The sequence below is a fragment of the Paenibacillus sp. GCM10012306 genome (assembly GCF_042649265.1).
Taxonomy (GTDB): domain Bacteria; phylum Bacillota; class Bacilli; order Paenibacillales; family Paenibacillaceae; genus Paenibacillus_AQ.
Window position 1 is genome coordinate 354,340 of record NZ_JBHRYW010000006.1, and the last position, 21,750, is coordinate 376,089.

Annotated in this window: 17 protein-coding genes; 16 read left to right on the forward strand and 1 reads right to left on the reverse strand. The window is 44.0% G+C overall.

Annotated elements, in window-relative coordinates; translation table 11 throughout:
- Window positions 1–207 precede the first annotated feature (207 nt).
- The 16 genes from ACFORK_RS15945 to ACFORK_RS16020 all read left to right on the forward strand — a co-directional run bounded on the left by ACFORK_RS15945 (window position 208) and on the right by ACFORK_RS16020 (window position 21,415).
- Window positions 208–1,368, forward strand: a complete 1,161-nt coding sequence (locus ACFORK_RS15945) for a glycosyltransferase family 4 protein (RefSeq protein WP_379200553.1) — start codon at window positions 208–210, stop codon at window positions 1,366–1,368.
- Window positions 1,369–2,412, forward strand: a complete 1,044-nt coding sequence (locus ACFORK_RS15950; RefSeq protein ID WP_379200555.1) for a glycosyltransferase — start codon at window positions 1,369–1,371, stop codon at window positions 2,410–2,412.
- A 27-nt stretch (window positions 2,413–2,439) separates the two neighbouring features.
- Window positions 2,440–3,762: an O-antigen ligase family protein gene (locus tag ACFORK_RS15955; protein ID WP_379200557.1), complete on the forward strand. Its 1,323-nt coding sequence runs from the start codon at window positions 2,440–2,442 to the stop codon at window positions 3,760–3,762.
- A 471-nt stretch (window positions 3,763–4,233) separates the two neighbouring features.
- Window positions 4,234–5,715, forward strand: a complete 1,482-nt coding sequence (locus ACFORK_RS15960) for a lipopolysaccharide biosynthesis protein (RefSeq protein WP_379200559.1) — start codon at window positions 4,234–4,236, stop codon at window positions 5,713–5,715.
- Between the two features lie 43 nt (window positions 5,716–5,758).
- Window positions 5,759–6,886: a glycosyltransferase gene (locus ACFORK_RS15965; RefSeq protein WP_379200561.1), complete on the forward strand. Its 1,128-nt coding sequence runs from the start codon at window positions 5,759–5,761 to the stop codon at window positions 6,884–6,886.
- 63 nt (window positions 6,887–6,949) lie between these two features.
- On the forward strand, window positions 6,950–8,116 hold the full coding sequence (locus tag ACFORK_RS15970) for a nucleotide sugar dehydrogenase (RefSeq protein WP_379200564.1): 1,167 nt from the start codon (window positions 6,950–6,952) through the stop codon (window positions 8,114–8,116).
- A gap of 650 nt (window positions 8,117–8,766) precedes the next feature.
- A complete protein-coding gene (locus tag ACFORK_RS15975) occupies window positions 8,767–8,961 on the forward strand; it encodes a hypothetical protein (protein ID WP_379200566.1) in 195 nt (64 codons plus the stop codon).
- A 155-nt stretch (window positions 8,962–9,116) separates the two neighbouring features.
- Window positions 9,117–11,300, forward strand: a complete 2,184-nt coding sequence (locus tag ACFORK_RS15980; protein ID WP_379200568.1) for an S-layer homology domain-containing protein — start codon at window positions 9,117–9,119, stop codon at window positions 11,298–11,300.
- Window positions 11,301–11,697: 397 nt separating this feature from the next.
- Window positions 11,698–13,095: a glutamyl-tRNA reductase gene (gene hemA / locus ACFORK_RS15985; RefSeq protein ID WP_379200570.1), complete on the forward strand. Its 1,398-nt coding sequence runs from the start codon at window positions 11,698–11,700 to the stop codon at window positions 13,093–13,095.
- Window positions 13,096–13,099: 4 nt separating this feature from the next.
- A complete protein-coding gene (gene ccsA, locus ACFORK_RS15990; protein ID WP_379200572.1) occupies window positions 13,100–13,924 on the forward strand; it encodes a cytochrome c biogenesis protein CcsA in 825 nt (274 codons plus the stop codon).
- Window positions 13,925–13,931: 7 nt separating this feature from the next.
- Window positions 13,932–14,579 carry a precorrin-2 dehydrogenase/sirohydrochlorin ferrochelatase family protein gene (locus ACFORK_RS15995; RefSeq protein ID WP_379200574.1) on the forward strand — a complete coding sequence of 216 codons (648 nt, stop codon included), beginning with the start codon at window positions 13,932–13,934 and terminating at the stop codon, window positions 14,577–14,579.
- A 3-nt stretch (window positions 14,580–14,582) separates the two neighbouring features.
- Window positions 14,583–15,560 carry a hydroxymethylbilane synthase gene (gene hemC, locus ACFORK_RS16000; RefSeq protein WP_379200576.1) on the forward strand — a complete coding sequence of 326 codons (978 nt, stop codon included), beginning with the start codon at window positions 14,583–14,585 and terminating at the stop codon, window positions 15,558–15,560.
- A gap of 6 nt (window positions 15,561–15,566) precedes the next feature.
- Window positions 15,567–17,117 carry a uroporphyrinogen-III C-methyltransferase gene (gene cobA / locus ACFORK_RS16005; RefSeq protein WP_379200578.1) on the forward strand — a complete coding sequence of 517 codons (1,551 nt, stop codon included), beginning with the start codon at window positions 15,567–15,569 and terminating at the stop codon, window positions 17,115–17,117.
- A gap of 907 nt (window positions 17,118–18,024) precedes the next feature.
- The gene (hemB, locus tag ACFORK_RS16010; RefSeq protein ID WP_379200580.1) at window positions 18,025–19,023 is read left to right on the forward strand and encodes a porphobilinogen synthase; all 999 of its coding nucleotides are present in this window, start codon (window positions 18,025–18,027) and stop codon (window positions 19,021–19,023) included.
- 128 nt (window positions 19,024–19,151) lie between these two features.
- On the forward strand, window positions 19,152–20,453 hold the full coding sequence (gene hemL, locus ACFORK_RS16015) for a glutamate-1-semialdehyde 2,1-aminomutase (protein ID WP_379200582.1): 1,302 nt from the start codon (window positions 19,152–19,154) through the stop codon (window positions 20,451–20,453).
- Between the two features lie 20 nt (window positions 20,454–20,473).
- The gene (locus ACFORK_RS16020) at window positions 20,474–21,415 is read left to right on the forward strand and encodes an RluA family pseudouridine synthase (RefSeq protein WP_379200623.1); all 942 of its coding nucleotides are present in this window, start codon (window positions 20,474–20,476) and stop codon (window positions 21,413–21,415) included.
- A 22-nt stretch (window positions 21,416–21,437) separates the two neighbouring features.
- Here ACFORK_RS16020 and ACFORK_RS16025 read toward each other — a convergent pair.
- The coding region (locus tag ACFORK_RS16025) for a hypothetical protein (protein WP_379200584.1) at window positions 21,438–21,750 on the reverse strand (313 nt) is incomplete at its 5' end.

Here is a 21,750-nt window from a genome sequence, read left to right on the forward strand (position 1 = left end):
TCAATCCTTTTTCCTGCTTATACAATTTTGGAAGAGTTAAAGCTCAGGTATTATATCCCTCAAATAAATCCATATACTACAATAAAAAGACTAATTTCACAATGGATTTAGTCTTTACAGAGTGCCTTTAAAATTGCCACAAAAGTTGATCAGTAAAGTCCTAACTACACGAGGAAGTATAATAATAGAATCAAGCGGGGAATAAAGATGAAAAAATATGTGTTTTTATCTAATAGTCCAAAACCATCTTCGGAAGAACAAAATAGTAGGGATAAAATTGAATTAACTAATGTAAGTAGACCTTGCTTAGAAGCTGCTTTGAATTTAGGCTATGATGTTTATTTTGGAGTTAATAGATCAAAACCGGAAAATTTAACATGTGAACTGGATATTCATTTATATGATTCGCATACTTATAGGAGCCTACTCGATTTTAAAAGTAACTTTATTGCTTATAGCAATTTGATGAAATTACTGAAAAGTGGAGAATTCGAGGTTATCCATTGTAATACACCTATTGGAGGTGTGATAGGTAGATTGTGTGGAAAACATGCCAAGATTAAAAAGGTTATATATACAGCCCATGGCTTTCACTTTTATAAAGGTGCACCATTAATAAATCGTACTGTCTTCAAATGGGCAGAGCAAATTATGGCTCGTTATACAGATGCAATTATTACTATGAATAGAGAGGATTATGAAGCAGCTCAAAAATTCAAGCTTCGTAATAAGAAAAAGGTATATTACTTACCTGGAGTTGGAATTGATACAAAAGCATATAAAGATATCCGAATAGACAAAGATATGCTAAGACAATCTTTGGATTTAAAAGATAGTGATACTGTATTGATCTCTATGGGTGATTTGATAAAACGTAAAAATTATGAGTCTTCTATTAAGGCAGTTGCAAAATCTAATAATAATAATATCCATTTCTTAATATGTGGTGTAGGACCTGAATTAGAGAATTTGAAGAATCTTTGCAAAAAATTAAATGTAGAACAGCAAATTCATTTTTTAGGATTTCGTAAGGATGTAAAAGAGTTGCTTCAGATTGCTGACATATTTTTATTTACAACATTCCAAGAAGGGTTACCGCGATCAATGATGGAGGCAATGGCAAGCGGTCTGCCATGTATAGCCTCAAGAATCCGAGGAAATGTTGATCTTATAGAGGAGATGAAAGGTGGGTATCTTAGAGCCCCTGATGATATTGAAGGAATTAGTAAATGTATTAATAGTCTAGTTAATGATACAGGATTAAGAAATCGAATGGCTGTTTCGAATTTAGAAACGATAAAACAATTCGATATTGAACATGTAAAAGCAATGATTCAAAAAATATATATAGATATTTTGGGTGATTAAATGAAAAAGCGACTTAGGGTATTACATTTGCTTCAAAGCGATAAATTCTCTGGTGCTGAGAATGTAGTTTGTGAAATAATTCAAATGTTTCGTGATACTGAGATAGAAATGGCCTATTCTAGTCAAGATGGATCTATTAGAAATGTACTAAAAAGACGCAATATTAATTTTCTACCAATGAATTCAATCTCAATTTCAGAAATTAGGCGGGTAGTTAAGGAATTTAAACCGGATGTGATACATGCACATGATTTTACTGCAAGTATTTTGAGTTCAATTACGGTTAGTTGCCCAATAATAAGCCATCTACATAATAATCCGCCGTGGATAAAAACATATGGTTTAAAATCATGGGGATTCTTAGCATCGTACTCTAAATATAAAAAAATCTTAACTGTATCAGATGCTATATTGGACGAATATGTTTTTAATAAAAAAATTAAAAAAAAGACAGTAATGATAGGAAATCCAATAAATATGGATGAAATCAAAAAAAAGGCTTTAGAACCAATTTCAAAGAAAGAAAATTATGATTTTGTATTTCTAGGAAGACTAGTTACTCAGAAAAATCCAATAAGATTTATTAAAATAGTGAAAGAGTTGTGTGAGAGATTACCTCACATAAAAGTTGCGATGATTGGAGATGGAGAACTACGTCAAGAATGTGAAGAGTTGATAGTGGAATTGAATCTAGTCAATACAATAACTTTATTAGGTTTTATGGAAAATCCTTATCCTATTTTATGTAATTCTAAACTACTTTGTATGACTTCTGATTGGGAGGGTTTTGGTTTAGTTGCAGTGGAGGCTATGATTTTGGGACGCCCGGTTGTATGTACCTATGTGGGTGGATTAAAAGAAATCGTTAATAATGAGTGTGGTATGCACTGTAGCAGTAATCTTGAGTTTTGCGATGAGATATATGAGCTACTAACTGATAATACCTATAGGGAGTTTAAAAGTAATAATGCACTTTCACGTGCGATGATTCTAGAAAATATTTCATCGTATCGTACAACATTGAATAATATATATCTGGAGTAAAGATAAAAAAGAGAGGAGGGATAGATAATGACTTTTAATGGATCTAAAGCGGTCAATATAAATAAATGGAAGATTTCTTTTATCTGCATATTATATGATGTTTCTATGATTTTTTATGAATTACTAAATAACTCTATAGTAGGAATTTTTAGTGCCATAATTGCTGGGTATCTTTTTTTCTTGTTTTTTACAAAAACTAATGTGTTTCAAGCGCTCTTCTATATGATGATAGTTTTTATACCTACATCATTCGTTTCAATAATTGGAACAAGCTATGGTGATTTTCCATTAAGTTGGTTTACATTAATATCAATAATCTTATTTTTAACTGTTGCTTTTAAAGGGAAGCTGAATAAAATATACTTCCTGTTACTCATATTTTTTGCAACATTCTGCAGTATTACATTATTTAAAGTGGAAAGCGTTCCAGATGCGCTTAAACAGATTCTAACGATATGCTTATTTCTTTTCTCATTTTCCATTGGTGAACAATTGAAGAAAAGCTATAATAGTACATTTATGAATGAAATCAATTTCTTGTATATTATGAGTGTTGTTGGATTATCTCTGCAAGTTCTGATGCAACAGTTATATATTCTAAATACAGGAGAAAAAATAGGCCATTATACGATTTATGGTTTTGGTAGAATTACTTATGCTGGTTTGATGAATGATTTCAGTTTTACTACATTATACATTGCAACTGGGGCTATGTTAGTCTTAGTTTTATATTTTGAAGAGAAAAAGATTAAGTTTTATCAATTAATTATAATGGAGATATTATTTGTTTATACAATATTGATCGTGAACTCTCGTACAGGCCTCTATGTTTTTTTAATTTTAGCTTCTATCTATATTACTAAAAAAATTATAAAAGGTAATGTTAAAGCACTGTCTTTTGTATTAATTATAGTCTTTAGTCTTCCATATATATATAACTATATAATGATCAGCAGAGGTGGACAGGCTCTTTTCGATGGCTCAGGAAGGATTGGCAATTATCAGGATGCCTTAGCTGCTTTTTCTGAAAATTTTTTCATGGGAGCAGGGTTTGGATTGAACAATTTATACTCAGCGACGGGTGCTGGAGCTCCTCATAATTTTTTTCTTCAGTATTTGGCTCAAAGCGGAATAATAGGAACTTTATTATTGATCGCTAATTTAATTATCTTGTTCAAAAAGGATATAAATAAATTTAATAATATTCGTTGGGTAATATATATAATTTTGTGTGGATCAATGTTGATTCCCGATATTGTTAGTTCAAGGTTTTTTTCAGTTGTTATTGTAATGGCTATGATTAGTTCGCAGAAGAATAGAAGAGAGGTGGAATCAATTGATAGAGTCTGAAATGCTTGTTCAAAGGGCTAATTAAAATATTAAATAAAGGAAAAAACAGAGGTGACAATATGTTACCTTAGATTGATGATTTTACTTTCTTGGTTTCATATATACACCTAATGTAGATTTATAATTCTGGTTTATACATAATCGTTTAGTGTGTTACATTCAAACTCTAAAATCGGTGCTAACTGTAGAATTAATCAGAATGTCTTATTTCAAAAATCAGGAAAAAACTAATGGTACTCTACTAGACTAAGGTGGACATACTGTAGGAGAAGGGATAATGTTTTTTGAATGTATAAATTAGTCTGTAATGAGTGGTGAGCTATTCCAACAGAGGTGAATTCTGTCGCATTAAATGATTTTTTCCTAACGGTTTGACTGTGTGGAGTGTGATCAATAATTTAAACTTCGAAATTTAAAAATAATTTTTAGAAATGTAACAAAATATATAAGAAAGGTGATTGGTGTAAATAATTGGATAATTTCAATAACAAGGTAATTTCAGCAGTCAAGTGGTCATCTTTGGCGGAAATTATTGCGAAACTTATAGTGTTTATAACAAGTCTAGTAATTGCAAGGATACTATCACCAGAAGCATTCGGTGTTATTGCAACTGTTACAATGATTATTAGTTTTGCTGACATGTTTAGTGACTCCGGATTTCAAAAATATATAATACAATATGAATTTGCTTCTGAAAAAAAATTGCTCCAGAGCGTAGTTGTTGCATTTTGGACTAACCTAGGGATTTCTTTTTTGATGTGGATGTTAATTGGAGTATTTTCTCAAAGAATAGCTGAATGGGTTGGTAACCCTGGTTTAGGCATAGTCATTGTGGTTGCAGGAATCTCATTACCTTTAACTTCATTTTCTAGCATTCAAATTGCTGTATATCGTCGCTACTTAGATTTTAAAACGTTGTTTTATGTCCGAATATTCGGAGTGTGTGTTCCACTGATAATCACGATACCATTAGCACTATTGGGCTTTAGTTATTGGTCTTTAATTATTGGAACAATTAGTGGGAATTTAGTTAATGCCCTAATACTAACTGTAAAATCGACTTGGAAGCCAACTTTTTATTATGATTTTAAAGTATTAAAAGAAATGCTTAGCTTCAGTATAGGATCTCTAATTGAAGCTATGCTTGGTTGGTTGACATCATATATAGGAACATTCATTGTTGGTAGTACATTATCTATATATTATCTAGGACTATATAAAACAACAATGGTGACAGTAAATGGTGTTTTAGCCATTGTTACAATTGCAACAACATCGGTTCTATTTTCATCCCTTTCTAGACTTCAAAATGATGATATAGAATTCAAAAGATTTTATCTTAATTTTATTAAGGGTGTATCTTTTTTGATTTTACCAATGGGAGCAGGCATATTTCTATATAAAGAATTGGTTACTAGTATTTTGTTGGGTAATCAATGGATTGAAGCTGTCCCGTTTGTTGGGATATATGGATTAATGAGTGGTGTAACATTAGTGTTTGCGCAGTTCGGTAGCGAGTTTTACAGGGCGAAAGGAAGGCCGATGATCTCCATATGGGCACAATTAATGTATCTACTTTTTTTAGTTCCCACGTTAATTATAAGCTCTAAAGCAGGTTTTCTAGCTCTAGCCTATGCTACTTCATTTATTAAAATACTACAAATACTAGTACATTTATGCATTATGAATTTTGTATTTCGTATTCATCCCCTCACATTCCTTAAGAATGCAAAGAATTCAATTCTAGGAGTTACTTGTATGGTAGGGCTAGCTTTACTCTTGAAGGTTGTAAATTCTGGTCTTACATGGTCTATTTTTTCTATTATTTTAAGTCTGACATTTTATCTTGTTGTAATATACCTTATACCTAGCGCAAGGAAAGAATTTAGTTCAATAATAAATTATATTAAATTTCCAGGCAAAGCGAAAATCATGGTTATATTAAATAAATAAATCCTTGAATTTTAAATAAAAGATCAGAGAGGTGTTAACTGTTATGGGGGAAAATGAAAGTGAAATGATTAGAGTACTTCACTATGCTCCGGGATTTAATTCAGGTGGTATTGAGTCTAGATTATTAGATTGGTATAGAAATATAGATAGGACGAAAATAAAATTCTCTCTCTTAAAGCTAAATCAGATTGACGATAGTAATAGTTTGACTGAATTTCGGCAGATGGGAGGGGAATATTACAATTTACCTCCAATGAACATAAATAACATTATAGAATACGTAAAGAAATTGAGCCGATTTTTTAAAGATAATAAATTTGATATAATCCATGTTCATGATCTAAGTACAGGGATTTTTGTTTTGTATGCAGCTAAAAGAGCTGGTATTAAATGTAGAATCTTACATTCTAGAACAACAGATTATCTTCCAAATGAAAAAAATCTACTAATAAAGAAAGTATTAAAGTCCGTAACCCCTTTATTTGCAACAGATTATTTTGCCTGTTCATATGAGGCTGGTGTATGGGGGATTGGAGAAAGAAAAGCAGATTTGGTCAAAGTTGTAAAAAACGGAATACAAATAGATAAATTTCATTTTTCAGCTAACCAAAGAAATAACATACGATCGATACTCAAAGTTGAGAATAAATTTGTAATAGGAGCAATTGGAAGATTATCTCCTCAAAAGAATTTGATGTTTTTGCTTGATATATTTAATGAATTGCAACATAAACATGATGATGCGGTATTGCTATTAATTGGAGAAGGTAGCATGAGAAGTGAAATTGAAAAAAAAATAAAAGATTATAGACTCCAAGACAAAGTATTTTTATTAGGGGAACAAAGAGACGTTTGGAATTATTACATGGCATTCGATGTCTTTGTTGGGACTTCTTATTATGAAGGGTTCGGGACTACTGCTATTGAATCACAGGCTGTTGGGACCCCCACAGTATTATCCACAGGTTTTCCGGGAATTGTATGCATTTCGGATTATGTTAGTAGACTCGACATAAATTCTAATAAAGAAATATGGATCGATACAATAGTAAACTATAAAGATGTTCGTTTTTCCAATGAGAGCATAGAATTAGTTGAACGGCATGGATATAGTGCGTATTCAGTGGCAAAAGATCTTGAGCTTTATTATATGAGCAATAGTAAAAAGTAAGTAGAATTACTTAGACAAAGAATTAAAATTGTAATATATAAGAGCGAATTGGGGGGTTAATAGTTGAGAATTACAATTGCAGGGATAGGATATGTAGGGCTTTCTAATGCAGTGTTATTAGCTCAAAATAATGAAGTAATTGCACTTGATACTAATGAAGAAAAGATACGTATGATTAATAATAGAAAATCTCCTATAATCGATAGAGAAATTGAAGAATTCTTAGCAACAAAGGAATTGAATTTGACTGCAACAACAGATATTAATGAGGCATTTAAGAATGCAGAATATGTTATTATCTCTACGCCAACTAACTATGATTCAGAAAAGAACTATTTCGACACTAGAACTGTTGAGAATGTAATTGCAAACGTACTTTCCATAAATCCAGATGCTATAATGGTTATTAAATCAACAGTACCGGTTGGTTATACAAATAGAGTGAGAGAGATGTTTAGCACAGAAAACATTATTTTTTCACCAGAGTTTTTAAGAGAAGGAAAGGCTCTATATGATAATTTGTATCCAACTAGAATAGTTGTAGGGGAACAGTCAGAGAGAGCAAGTTGGTTTGCTAATCTTTTATCTCAGGGAGCTTTAAAGAAAGATATTCCTATACTGTTTACAGAATCGACAGAAGCGGAGGCTATTAAGTTATTTGCAAATACATATCTCGCCCTAAGAGTTGCCTTTTTTAACGAACTTGATACATACGCAGAAGTTAGAGGACTTAATACTATGCAAATAATAAATGGGGTAAGTCTTGATCCTAGAATTGGCGATCATTATAATAATCCATCCTTTGGTTATGGAGGATACTGTTTACCTAAAGATACCAAGCAATTATTGGCTAATTATGCGGATGTGCCTCAAAATATTATGGCAGCAATTGTTGCTGCAAATGGTACAAGAAAAGATCATATTTCAGATATGATTATAAAAAGAAATCCTAAGGTTGTAGGGATTTATAGACTAACTATGAAAATGGATTCAGATAATTTCAGACAGTCTTCTATTCAAGGGGTTATGAAGCGTATTCAAACGAAGGGTATAGAAGTTGTGGTGTATGAACCAACTCTTGATTCGGGAGAATTTTATCATTCAAGAGTAATAAATGACATTAAAGAATTTAAGAAGATTTCTGATGTTATCGTGGCGAACAGATTATCTGATGACATAAAAGATGTTGAAGAAAAGGTGTACACCAGAGATTTGTTTAGTAGGGACTAAGTTGAGTTCTTGTAAATAGTGAAAGAGAATGAATACTAATCCTCATTGATCTATCAATAATTTTGAGAATTTCATCTAGGCAAAGTGTTGTTTCGAGGAGAATTGCGATACTTGAAAAGGTGACGGCCGGTTCAATTTCGGAGAAAATAACCAAAGCTGGAGAAGAATATGTTAAGTATAGGACGGGCCCAACCTACTATTCATGAGATCTGCGATGACGAGATAGGGTATCTTAGATAGCAGGGAAGATTTTTTTAGTCACTTTACGAAAATGGAGATCGCTCTCATTCGTGCAGATAAGTATAAACAAAATCTCACGTGATATTTTGAAAAAAAGCTAACTCCTCCCAAGAATTACGTCGGAACGAATAATGAGTGAATGATTCGGTGCCCAGAACTTTTCAAAACGGCCAGTTCAAAAGAATATTTTCTTATTTTTTAGTGGATCGTAACGAGTTAGATAAGTGCGTATACGCTTTGTTATGACGAGAGTGTTACTGCTTAATAAAGGGAGTTATCTATTTAAATTCATGACATTTGGAATAATTGTAGGCACATTTTAATCCTGTACATATATTGTGGAATATATTGGATATATCTTGTGCTGATGCTTTTGGTATAGGGTACGTGCTCTGTTCATCTTTGATCGTGTGTACAGAAAATCGGGGATTGAGCTTACGTATATAGGCTCCGATTCTGGCTACCACGCTTGGCGCTGGTGGGGAGATCGCTACAGTCGGGAGACGACATTTAATGAATATGTGAAGATGATCGGGAATGCCTTTGGATATAACGGTCCAGAAGCGAAGGATGTGCTTAATCAGATCAAGGCCTGGTTTCGGTGAAATATCTCCGAGATCAGGTCTTTTGTGTCCTTACACCTATTACATATGACCCAGTTGCTGTATAATAATTCCTTGGAAATCCTTCTCTGCTCTTGATAGATGATAGATAATGAGAGGGGCAGAACTATGTATGAACATTGTGGAGGCGATGGTTAGTGAAGGGGAAAAGTATTCGTTATGCGGCAGTCTGGCTGATGCTGCTTAGTCTGTTGTTTGGCGGGGTTGCTAATGCAGCGACGGTTGTGCAGCAGAGCAGTTCATATGTTTTTATTGATGTGAAGACTACATACTGGGCGAATGAAGCCATTGAGAGTATGGCTAGTCAGGGAATTATTACGGGGAATCCGGATGGTACGTTTAAGCCTGAAGCGCCGATTACGCGTGAGCAGCTGGCGAAGCTGATTACGTTGACGTTTGGTCTGGATTTGGTGGAAGCTGAGGAGCCGACGTTCTCTGATGTATCCCCCTCTTCCTGGGCTTATAAATATGTGGAGTCCTCCAAGGACTATCTGACAGGCTACTTCCCGATGAAGGGCAAGCCGTTCTTTGATCCGCAAGCGAAGGCTACCCGTGAAGATGTGGCGGTAGCGCTGGTTCGGGCCATGGGACTGGCTACTGAAGGTGTAGATGCGGACAACGCACTGCGCTGGAAGTTCGATGACTATAGCGATATTTCTCCGCAGCTTGCTCAAGAGGTAGCTGTGGCGGTGGACAAGAAGTTGATTCAAGGCTTCCCGGATGGAAGCTTCAAGCCGAACGCTCCGATCAACAGAGCCTCTGTGGCAACGCTGCTGTATCGGGTGTTGAAGTCCTCCTACACCAATGCGAGCAAAGATGTACAACTGGATGTGCAGGTGCCTGCTAAAGTGTCCGACGCGACACTCAAGATTACGGGAAAAGTCAATGCGGACGCCAAGGTATATATTAATGATGAAGAAGTGGAGAACAACAACGGTTCTTTTGCCGAAGCCTACAGTTTGGATGCAGGGGAGAAGGTCTACGACTTTGTCATCAAGGCCGTTCTGCCGAACGGACGCTCCAAGACAGTCACGAAGCAAGTATCTTTTGAAACAACAGGTCCCAAACTGACGGTGCAGGCTCCAGATACGGCCAATCAGCCAACGGTGAATATTACAGGTAAAGTCACAGACAGCAGTGATAAGTACCCGGTGGTAACGATTAATGACAAGGATGTATATGTGTCCTACGGCGGAAGCTGGAATGCGGATGTTACGCTTAAAGAAGGGGTCAACAAGCTGGTCATTGTTGCAACTAATAAGAACGGCAAAACCGCGGTAGTTGAAAAGCAAATCACGCTCTCGCTGGGTGGACCGGAACTGGTACTCGATACCACTCCTGAAACGGTGAATAAATCCACCATTACGCTTAGCGGTAAAGCGACGGATAAGAATGACAGCTCTCCGAAGATCTACATGAATGACCAATTGATCAGCAGCTACGGTACGTTCAGCAAGGATGTTACGCTTAAAGAAGGTGAGAATGTATTCACCTTTAAAGCGACCAACCGTCTGGGCAAAAGCTCGGCTGTAGTCACCAAGAAAATTATTTTCGCGGTAGGCGGGCCAGAATTGACGCTGGATCTTGTACCGGAAACAAGCAGTACCAAGACCATTACTTTCTCCGGTAAGGCTACTGATAAGAACGACTACTCTCCGAAGATCTATATGAATGATCAGTTGATCAGCAGCTATGGTTCCTTTAGCAAAGATGTGACTTTGAAAGAGGGAGAGAACGTATTCCGTTTCAAAGCCGTTAACAGCCTGGGCAAGAGCTCTGAGATCATTACGAAGACCATCACTTTTGCAGTGGGCGGACCGGAGCTGACGATTGATTTTATCCCGGAAACAACCGGTTCGACGACGCTGACGTTTACGGGTAAAGCTACGGACAAGAACGACTACTCTCCGAAAATCTATATGAATGACCAGTTGATCAGCAGCTATGGTTCTTTCAGTAAAGATGTGACTCTCAAGGATGGGGATAACGTATTTACGTTCAAAGCCATTAACAGTCTGGGCAAAAGCTCTGAGGTGATCACCAAGACGGTCAAATTAGAGGTGAGTGCACCAGAGTTGAAGCTGGATTATATCCCTGAGACCACTAGCAGCAAGCGGCTTACGTTTACCGGCAGTGCCACTGATGCCAATGATAGCTCCCCGAAGGTCTATCTCAATGATAAGCTGGTCAGCAGCTATGGCAGTATTTATCAGGATGTGACGCTGTCTGAAGGGGAGAACATCTTTATCTTCAAGGCTATTAACAAGTATGGAAAAATAACTACGGTGGAGAAAAAGGTCGTGTACACTCCTGCCGAGTAATCAGTCCACAGGTTGTGCTATCATTTTAATCTTACATGTATGCCCGGCGATGATTCGCTGGGCTTTTTCTATGAAGCCCGGCGAACTTCTACTTTATGCATGTAGCGGATGAATGTTTTATGACAGTGGTGATCCGAAAATGGTGATTAATTTGTAAAAATATTATAATTTCTTCGATTATTACCCATCCTAATCATGGAGTTTTAATGGATTTTTATTTATAATAATTATTATCTGGAGTTCATAAACCGTTCAAAAAATAAGTAAAAAGTCGTAATTTCGTGTGATATACTTAACACAGCGTTTGTGGATGATGTGAAAGAGTCGTCATTCTGATAGGTGATCGTGATGCAGCAATGATTACAGCAATAAATGAGATTAGGATGGTGAACTTGCGATGCACATCGTCGTCGTTGGACTGAATTATCGTACGGCGCCCGTAGAGGTGAGGGAGCAGTTCGCTTTTGCGGAACAAGATTTACCGGAAGCGCTTCACCAATTAATGGGAACGAAGAGTGTTCTGGAGGGTGTCGTGGTTGCTACGTGCAACCGGACTGAGATATACGTGGTCGTGGACCGTCTCCATATGTGCGGATATTTCATCCGTGGCTTCATGGAACAGTGGTTCGGGGTAAGAAGTGAGCAATTTTCGCAGCATATGTATATATATGAAGACGAGCAGGCGATCGCACATTTGTTCCGGGTGACCTGCGGTCTGGATTCGATGGTGATTGGCGAGACGCAGATCCTGGGACAAGTGCGGAGCGCTTTTTTGACTGCACAGGCGGAAGGGGCTACGGGAACGTGGTTCAATAAGCTGTTCAAGCAGGCGGTTACGCTCGGCAAGCGGGCCCATAGTGAGACTTCGATCGGCGAGAGCGCAGTGTCAGTCAGTTATGCGGCTGTGGAGCTGGGCAAGCGTATTTTTGGCATGTTCACTGGTAAAAAGGTACTCATTCTTGGCGCAGGCAAAATGAGCGAGCTAACCGTGAAGCACCTTTATAGCAGCGGTGCGGCTGAGGTGATTGTCGCTAACCGCACACTGTCACGGGCGGCGGAACTGGCCGAGAAGTTCTCCGGCAAGCCGAGTACGATTGAGGACGCGCTGAAGCATCTCGATGAAGTAGATATTGTGATCAGCTCTACTGGGGCAGCAGGTTATGTGCTTACGGCCCAGCAGGTAGCGGAAGGCATGAAGCGCCGCCCTTCGCGGCCGCTGTTCATGATTGATATTGCGGTTCCGCGGGATATTGATCCCGAAGCGGCCAATGTATCTGGTGTGTTCCTGTATGATATCGACGATCTGGAGGGCATTGTCGAGAACAATCTGGAGATGCGCCGCAGCGAAGCTGCCAAGATCGAGGTCATGATCAGTGAGGAAATGGACGAGTTTCAGCTCTGGCTCAAGACGCTGGGCGTTCGCCCCGTTATCCGTGCGCTCCAGGACAAATCGAATGCGATTCATGAAGAGACGATGGAGAGCTTGTTCAACAAGCTGCCAGAGCTGGATGAACATCAGCGCAAGGTGATCCGCCGTCTGACGAAGAGCATCGTGAACCAGATGATGCATGATCCGATTAATGTAATCAAGGAGATGTCCGGGGGCAAGCAGGGAAATGAAGCCCTTGATTATTTCTCCAAAATCTTCGCGCTGCAGGGCCATCTCGATGAAGGCTCACAGGGTGGAGGCTCTGCTCCTACCAATCAGGCCCAAGGTAAACAAGTAACAGGCACAGCTGCCAATGTAGTGCTGCCAGGAACAACGCTTGCTCCAGCAGGCCTGCTGGGCAGGTGAGCAGATGTTGTTGAACGGAATATATGATGCCGCTCTGCTGGTGTATGCCTTGAGCCTGCTGTTTGTTTTCTCGGATTGCCTTCGGCGGAGTCCGAGCGAAAAACGGCTGGGCACAGGGCTTCTTGTTGTTGTCGGCCTGCTTCAGCTTACGGGTCTGGGTATTCGTTTCGCTGAAGAGGGCGGGCTGCCGATTTTTACACCTTATGATTTCTTGTTCTGGTTCTCGTTCAGTATTGTGTTGACCTCACTCGGGGTGGCGCTGACACGGAGATCGGAGTTTACGATTCTTTTGCTCAGCGTGGCGGGATTTAGTGTGTTCCTGCTGAACAGGGTCTGGCTGACGGCCGAGGATCATACGCTGCAAAGCTGGAGTGCGGTACATGGCTGGCTGGCGGTGCATATTATTCTGGCCAATTTGAGCTTTGCGGCACTGACGCTGGGGACGGTGTTTGCGATCATGTATTTGTTCTTGCATACCCGTTTGAAGAACAAGAAGTGGAGTGACCGGATTCGTCGCTTGCCTAGCCTGGAAATGCTTGATAAATACACCTATTATTCGGTGTTAGCCGGAACGCCGCTGCTGGTCTTTTCGCTAGTGATGGCAGGACTCTCCATTGTGGTGGAAGGGCGTCTGATGCTGTTTCAGGATTTGAAAGTGTTGACCACACTAATCGGTCTGGGGATTTACATAGCTTATCTTATATTGAAGCGGTCTGGCCAGAATAGCGGAGTGTTGATGGCTCGCTGGGCGATCTCGGGATATGGATTCATTATTCTCAATTTTCTGCTGAACTCCTGGTCGAATTTCCACAGCTGGGGCGGGGAGTGAAACTGACATGCCATTCTATCTACCGATAATGCTGGATTGTTCAGGACAACACTGTATTGTGATCGGTGGCGGAGCTGTTGCGGAGCGCAAGGTGCTCGGTCTGCTGGAATCCGGTGCAGTGGTCACAGTAATCAGTCCCGAATTGACAGCGGTATTGACTCACTTTGCAGAAACAGGCCGCTTGATCTGGCTGAACCGCCATTATGCTCCCGGTGATACCCGTGGAGCCTTTCTCGTATATGCGGCCAGCAATGATGGTCAGGTGAACGGGGATGTAGCTCAGGAAGCCCGAATGCAGGGGATTCCCGTGAATGTGGTCAGTCATGGGGAGGTCGGAAATTTTATTACGCCTGCTGTTCTTCGGCGGGGACGGTTGACCGTTGCCGTATCAGCGTCAGGAGCAGGTCCCGGAGCGGTCACGCGAATCAGGGAACAGCTGGAGGAATTGCTGGGCGATGAATACGAGCCCTATCTGGATTTTCTGTACCGCATGCGGGGAGAGATTAAGCGCAGGGAACCATCTCCATCGGTTCGCAGGCATCTCCTGCGCAGACTGGAAGGGCTTGATGTGTTGGATCAGATGAGACAGGGAACCTTTATAGAGTGGAGTCCGGAGGTCATTGACACCTGGATTGCCGACAACCGGGAGGAATAAGGAATGCGAAAGATTATTGTGGGCAGCAGACAAAGTGCACTGGCACTGACACAAACCGGGCAGGTTATTGCTGATCTGGAGCGGCTGAGCCGGGAACATGGACTGGAATTTACGTTCGAGGTGAAGAAAATCGTCACCAAAGGCGACCAAATTCTCGATGTTACACTATCCAAGGTGGGCGGCAAGGGCCTCTTCGTCAAAGAAATTGAACAGGCTATGCTCGACAAAGAAATCGACATGGCGGTACATAGTATGAAGGACATGCCTGCCGTGCTTCCGGAAGGCCTGATCAATGGTGCTGTACCGCAGCGTCAGGACCCGCGTGATTGCCTGATCACCCGGGATGGCGCAGGCCTGGATGGTTTGCCGCCTAGCGCGCGCGTCGGGACGAGCAGTCTGCGTCGCTCCAGCCAGCTCGCGGCGCTGCGGCCGGATCTGGTCATTGAGCCGATTCGCGGGAATATTGACTCGCGGCTGCGCAAGCTGGAGAGCGGAGAATTTGACGCGATCCTGCTGGCGGCGGCGGGGCTTGCGCGGATGGGCTGGCAGGACCGGGTAAGCGCATATTTGCCGCCGGAAGAGTGTCTGCCCGCTGTCGGGCAGGGCGCGCTGGGCATTGAGTGCCGCGAGGATGATGCCGAGCTGCGGCAGCTTCTGGACTTGTATAACGATCCCCACACCGCTGTGACGGTGACGGCGGAGCGGACTTTTCTTGGCGTGCTGAACGGCGGCTGTCAGGTGCCGATCGGCGCTTTTGCCGTACTGAACGAATTTGGGGAAGAACAGCAAAATGTTGTTGAACGCACAGCGGAACCGGGCCAGCCCGTGATATCGTTGACAGGGATGGTGGGAACACCTGACGGTTCAACGATCCTGAAAGAGACCTGTACAGGGACAGACCCGGTGCAGGTTGGGAAAGAGGTTGCGCAGCGACTGATTGCTAAGGGAGCGGAGAAGATTCTGGCTGAAGCAAGGGGATGAGGGGAAATGACGGGGAAGGTCTATCTGGTAGGTGCAGGACCCGGAGATGCGAAGCTAATCACGATTAAGGGACTAGAATGTATCCAAAAAGCGGATGTGCTGGTGTATGACAGGCTGGCCAGTCCAAGGTTGCTGAAGAAGATGAAGCCTGGCGGGGACAAGGTCTATGTAGGCAAGCTGCCTGACCGCCACACGATGAAGCAGGAAGAAATCAACCAGCTGCTGGTTGATCTTGCGTTGCAGGGAAAGACGGTGGTGCGGCTTAAGGGCGGCGATCCGACGATTTTTGGCCGGGTGGGTGAGGAAGCAGCGCTGCTGCGTCAGCATGGCATTCCTTATGAGATCATTCCTGGCATTACCTCAGCGATCAGTGTTCCGGCCTATGCGGGCATTCCTGTGACGCACCGGGACCATGCTTCTTCCCTGTCGATTATCACAGGCCACGAAAGCCCGGATAAGCTGGATCATTCCATTCATTGGGATAAAGTAACGAATGCTACAGGCACGCTCGTCTTTCTGATGGGTGTTGCCAAAATAGGATATATCAGCGGGCAATTGATCAAACATGGCCGCCCGCCAGAGACACCAGTGGCCCTCGTGCGCTGGGGCACTCGTGCCGAGCAGGAGACACTGGTCGGCACGCTGGCCGATATTGAGGCCAAGGTGCTAGCGGCGGATTTTCAGCCGCCGGCGGTGATTGTTGTTGGCGATGTCGTGCTACAGCGCGAGGAGCTGATGTGGGCGGAGGCGCTGCCGCTGTTCGGCAAGCGCATCCTGGTCACCCGCTCGCGCAGCCAGGCTAGCGAGCTGGTGGACCGCATTGAGGAACTCGGCGGGGAGCCGTACGAGTTCCCGGTGATCGAGACGATCATGCCGGAGGGCGAAGCGAAGAAGGCGATCATCGCCGAAGCGCTGGGCGCTCTGGAGGCGTATGATTGGGTCTTCTTCACGAGTGTGAACGGCGTGGAGTTCTTTTTCCGCCACCTGGAGGAGTTGGGGGCGGACATCAGGCGGCTCTACCGCGCGCGGATTGCGGCGGTGGGGCCGGCGACAGCCAGGGCGCTGGCGCAGCGCGGCCTGGTGAGCGAAGCCCTTCCGGAGAGGTTCCAGGCGGAAGGGCTGGTCGAGAAGTTCGGCGCGGAGCTGCAGCCGGGCCAGAAGGTGCTCTTGCCGCGCGGCGATCTGGCGCGCGACTGGCTGCCGGACAAGCTGAAGGAGCTGGGGCTACAGGTGACGGAAGCCGACACGTACGAGACGGTGGTAACCGGCGAGGACGATGATGAGCTGCTCAAGCTGCTGGAAGAAGGCCGCATCCATGCCGTTACCTTCACCAGTTCGTCCACCGTGCGTAATTTCCTGACCATCCTGAAACGGATGGGGGTACAGGACCCACTACCTTTATTAGCAAACGTTAAGGTGGCCTGCATCGGTCCACTAACTCAAAAAACCGCAGTGGAAGCAGGATTAACACCGGGACTTCTGGCGGAAGAGTCAACACTGGAAGCGCTGGTGCAGGAGCTGTGCCGCTGGAATGCAGAGACTCGGAACAAGGCGTGAGTGGTAAGGGCTCCGATGTGATCGAGCGCCGATGATAGCGGGTGGAGGTTTTTTGCATAGTGTCATCGGAGTTAGTGTGGCCAGTGCGGGAGAGCAAAGCCTTATGAGGAATCTGTGCAGCCGTTGGAAGAAGCAGAACTCGATGAGAACCTTTGTAGCCCACTTGAAGAAGCAGAACCATGTGAACCATTGTAATCGTTGGAGTAAGCAGAGACACATGAGATTTGGGTAACTGCAGGAGTAAGCAGAGACACATGAGACTTGGGCAACTGCTGGAGTAAGCAGAGACACATGAGACTTGGGCAACTGCAGGAGTAAGCGGAGATCTCATGAGCACCAGCGCAACCTATGACGAGACCACATTCTATTAACCTTGGCAAAATAAGTGCAAATTTGTACCTTAATTTTACTGAACTTAGCCTTATACAGCATTTAACGGCAAAAATGTCGCTTAATTTCTTAGAATGGCGTTCAAGAACTGCTAATATGGGGAATTAAGGTGCATTTTTGCTCTTAATCTCCAAAAATACATGATTTAGCTAAAAATAAGGTGCATTTTTGCCTTTATTTTCATTCCACTACTTATTTGTGTGTGACATAGCTATTCTGTCTGTGACGGTGGCTGTTTTGGCCGTGATTTAGCTATTTTGCATATGACAGTGATTATTCTGTCGGTAATCTAACTGTTTAGTTTGTTGAGGATAACCATACTAAGCGAGTAAACCTTGCTTTAAGGCGCTCGGTATACAACTTATAGCACCAAATACAAAACAACACACAACAAAACGTATAACGCACAACACAACACAACACAACACAACACAACACAACACAACACAACACAACACAACACAACACAACACAACACAACACAACACACAACAAACCTATTTCAGGAGGGATAAACATGAGTTTTCCAATCATGCGGCATCGCCGTCTGCGTGGAACCGCCGGGATTCGTGGCATGGTGCGCGAGACGGTATTGAATGTGCTGGACTTTATACAGCCGATCTTTGTAACTTACGGAACAGGTGTGAAAAATGAGATTGGCTCTATGCCGGGTGTGTATCATTTTTCTCTAGATACTTTAAAGGAAGAAGTCGATGAGATTGCGGCGTTGGGGATTCCGGCGGTTCTGCTGTTCGGGATTCCTGAAACCAAAGATGCGATCGGTTCATCCGGGTTCGCGGATGATGGCATCGTGCAGGAGGCTACTCGCTTGATCAAGCAGTGGTACCCTGAGCTATTGGTCGTTGCTGATACCTGTCTGTGTGAATTCACGGACCATGGACACTGTGGTATGGTGCATACCCATACTGTTAATGGTGTGGTGCATGGTGATGTGCTGAATGACGCCTCATTGGAACTGCTGACTCGTACGGCGGTATCCCAGGCGAAGGCTGGTGCTGACATTATTGCTCCGTCCAATATGATGGATGGTTTTGTGCAGGCGATTCGCGCGGGGCTGGACGAGAACGGTTTTGAGCATGTGCCGATCATGTCCTATTCGGTCAAATATGCATCGGCGTTCTACGGTCCGTTCCGTGAGGCTGCTGATTCTGCGCCGCAGTTTGGCAACCGTAAGACCTACCAGATGGACCCGGCCAACTTGCGCGAAGCGATTCGTGAGGCGGATTCGGATGTGCTGGAAGGCGCAGATATGCTGATGGTAAAACCTGCGCTAGCTTATCTGGATGTAATTCGCACGATCCGTGACCAGTTCGATCTGCCGCTGGTTGCTTACAATGTGAGCGGAGAATACTCGATGGTCAAAGCAGCAGCTCAGCAAGGCTGGATTGACGAGCAGGCTGTAGTGATGGAGATGCTAACCGGTATGAAACGTGCGGGTGCGGACATTATCATTACTTATTTTGCGAAGGATGCTGCTCGCTGGCTGCGTGGTTGATAGGCTGTAATGATGAGCGTTGATGAAGAACACTAATTAATCTACGAAGTGTAATGCGGATGAAAAGCTAAAGCAAACCCGGCTAATACCGGGTGCAAACCATATTCATGAACAGGAGTGAAGACAGAATGGGCAATGTGCCATTGGCGCGCCGGGAAGAGGCATCCCGGAAAGCTTTTGATGAAGCGAAGCAGTATATCCCCGGTGGGGTGAACAGCCCTGTGCGGGCATTCAAATCGGTAGGACTGACGCCGGTCTACGTTGATCATGCAGCAGGTTCGCGTATTTATGATATCGACGGCAATACATTTATTGACTATGTTTGTTCGTGGGGACCGCTGATTATGGGTCATGCCCATCCGGAAGTGGTACAAGCTCTGCAAGAGACGGCAGCCAAAGGTACAAGCTTCGGTGCGCCTACCTTATTGGAGACGGAAATGGCCAAAATCGTAGTTGAACGCGTGCCGTCTGTAGACATTGTGCGTATGGTCAACTCTGGTACGGAAGCGACGATGAGTGCGATTCGTTTGGCTCGCGGCTATACTGGACGCAGTAAAATCCTGAAGTTCGAAGGCTCGTACCATGGCCACGCTGACAGTCTGTTGATCAAGGCTGGTTCCGGTGTAGCGACGCTCGGATTGCCGGATAGCCCTGGGGTTCCGGAAGGCGTAGCAGCGAATACGATTACTGTTCCTTATAATGATTTGGAATCTGTGAAAGTGGCTTTTGAACGGTTTGGCGAAGAGATTGCTGCGATCATTGTAGAGCCGATTGCGGGTAATATGGGTGTTGTTTTGCCTCAGCCTGGCTTCCTGGAAGGTCTGCGTGAAGTGACAACTAACTATGGAGCGTTGCTGATCTTTGATGAGGTTATGACGGGCTTCCGGGTCAATCGTAGCTGTGCACAAGGTTTGTTCGGCATTACGCCGGATTTGACCTGTTTTGGCAAAGTCATTGGCGGCGGTCTTCCAGTAGGCGCTTATGGTGGCAAAAGAGAGATCATGGAGCAGATGGCCCCATCCGGGCCGATCTATCAAGCTGGTACGCTCAGTGGTAATCCACTGGCCATGGCAGCAGGATTTACCACGCTGAAGCTGTTGACCCCGGAAGTATATGATCATCTGGAGAGAATGGGTGCTCGTCTGGAAGAAGGGCTAAAACGTAATGCCGAGGAAGTCGGCATCCCGCTGACGATCAACCGGGTGGGCTCCATGGTGTGTCCATTCTTCACCGAAGGTCCGGTTGTCAATTACGACACAGCCAAAGCTAGCAGCCTCGACACATTCCGTCGTTATTTCGGCGAAATGCTGAACCGCGGCATCAACGTTCCGCCGTCGCAGTTTGAGGGCATGTTCGTGTCGGCCGCACACAGTGAGCAGGATATTGATGACACCATCGAGTGCCATTACAATGCCCTGAAGGCTTTGTGACAGCGGTGAGTGGAGAGATTATGGGTGGCGGTTCTTGGGTGCGGCGCGGGGAGTGGCTAGAGGCCATGCCTGGTCGGGTCCTGACTAGCGCGGATGATAAGGAAGCAGCCATCGACAGTTGGTTACTGACTAGGGTGGGTATGCCCCCGAAGCTGCATACGCGGCTGCGCCATGAGAAGGGTATTCTGAGAAAAGGGGACCGGCTGCGGCTGGCCCTGTTTCCCTTTCGGGAGGTCGGGATTGAAGCTGTGTGGCAGCCTCTTGACGTCCTCTACGAGGACGATTTTTGTCTGGTAGTACACAAGCCGGCAGATATGGCGGTGCATCCTGACGGCAGTAGCAATGAGGTTACGCTGGACCATCTGGTTGCAGGACATTATGCATCTTCCGGCGGCGGTGTTGCTGTCCGTCATGTCCATCGATTGGATAAGGACACGACGGGTCCTGTGTTGTATGCCAAGAATGAATTCGCCCAGCTCGTCCTTGACAGCAACATGCGCGACAAATCTATCTCACGGCATTATGTTGCCATTGTTGAAGGCAAGGTATCGCCCAGCCTCAAGGTGATCGATGCGCCAATCGGGCGTGATCGACATCATGCGGCGCGCAGAAGAGTCTCGCCGAGTGGCCAGCCTGCAGTAACGCTGATTACCGGGCGAGAGCAACTGCACAGAGGCACTTTGCTGCGAGTTCAGTTAGAGACTGGCCGGACGCACCAGATTCGCGTCCATCTCAGCCATGCAGGGCATCCGCTGTACGGGGATGATCTGTATGGCGGGCCTGCCTGGAAGCGGGATAGCGCGACGTCGGGGGGCGGCTCACTGGCAGGCCGTCAGGCGCTGCACGGGGAGCTGCTAGCCTTCCGGCATCCTTGGACCGGGGAAGAGCTTGCGATCAACGATCCATGGCCCGCCGATATGCTGGAGCTGCGCGAACTGCTAGCGGATATTTGGCAGGTGTAAGCCATACAGGCGATAGGATTAACTAATGGGATTGTCCCGAAACTAGGCGTATTCCTTGATGAGACCCCCATCTGCTTAAAAATAATGCACAAATAGAAATGGCGATGTTCAGGAAGATTCCTGTACTCGCCATTTTTTGTTTGTGGTTGACGACTCCTTTCTTGAGCTGGGGAGAGGGGGCAAGAAATAGGCAAGGGATAGGAGAAAAGAAATCCAAGCCAAGCCAAGCTAAAACCCCAACCCCAACCCCAACCCCAACCCCAACCCCAACCCCAACCCCAACCCCAACCCCAACCCCAACCCCAACCCCAACCCCAACCCCAACCCCAACCCCA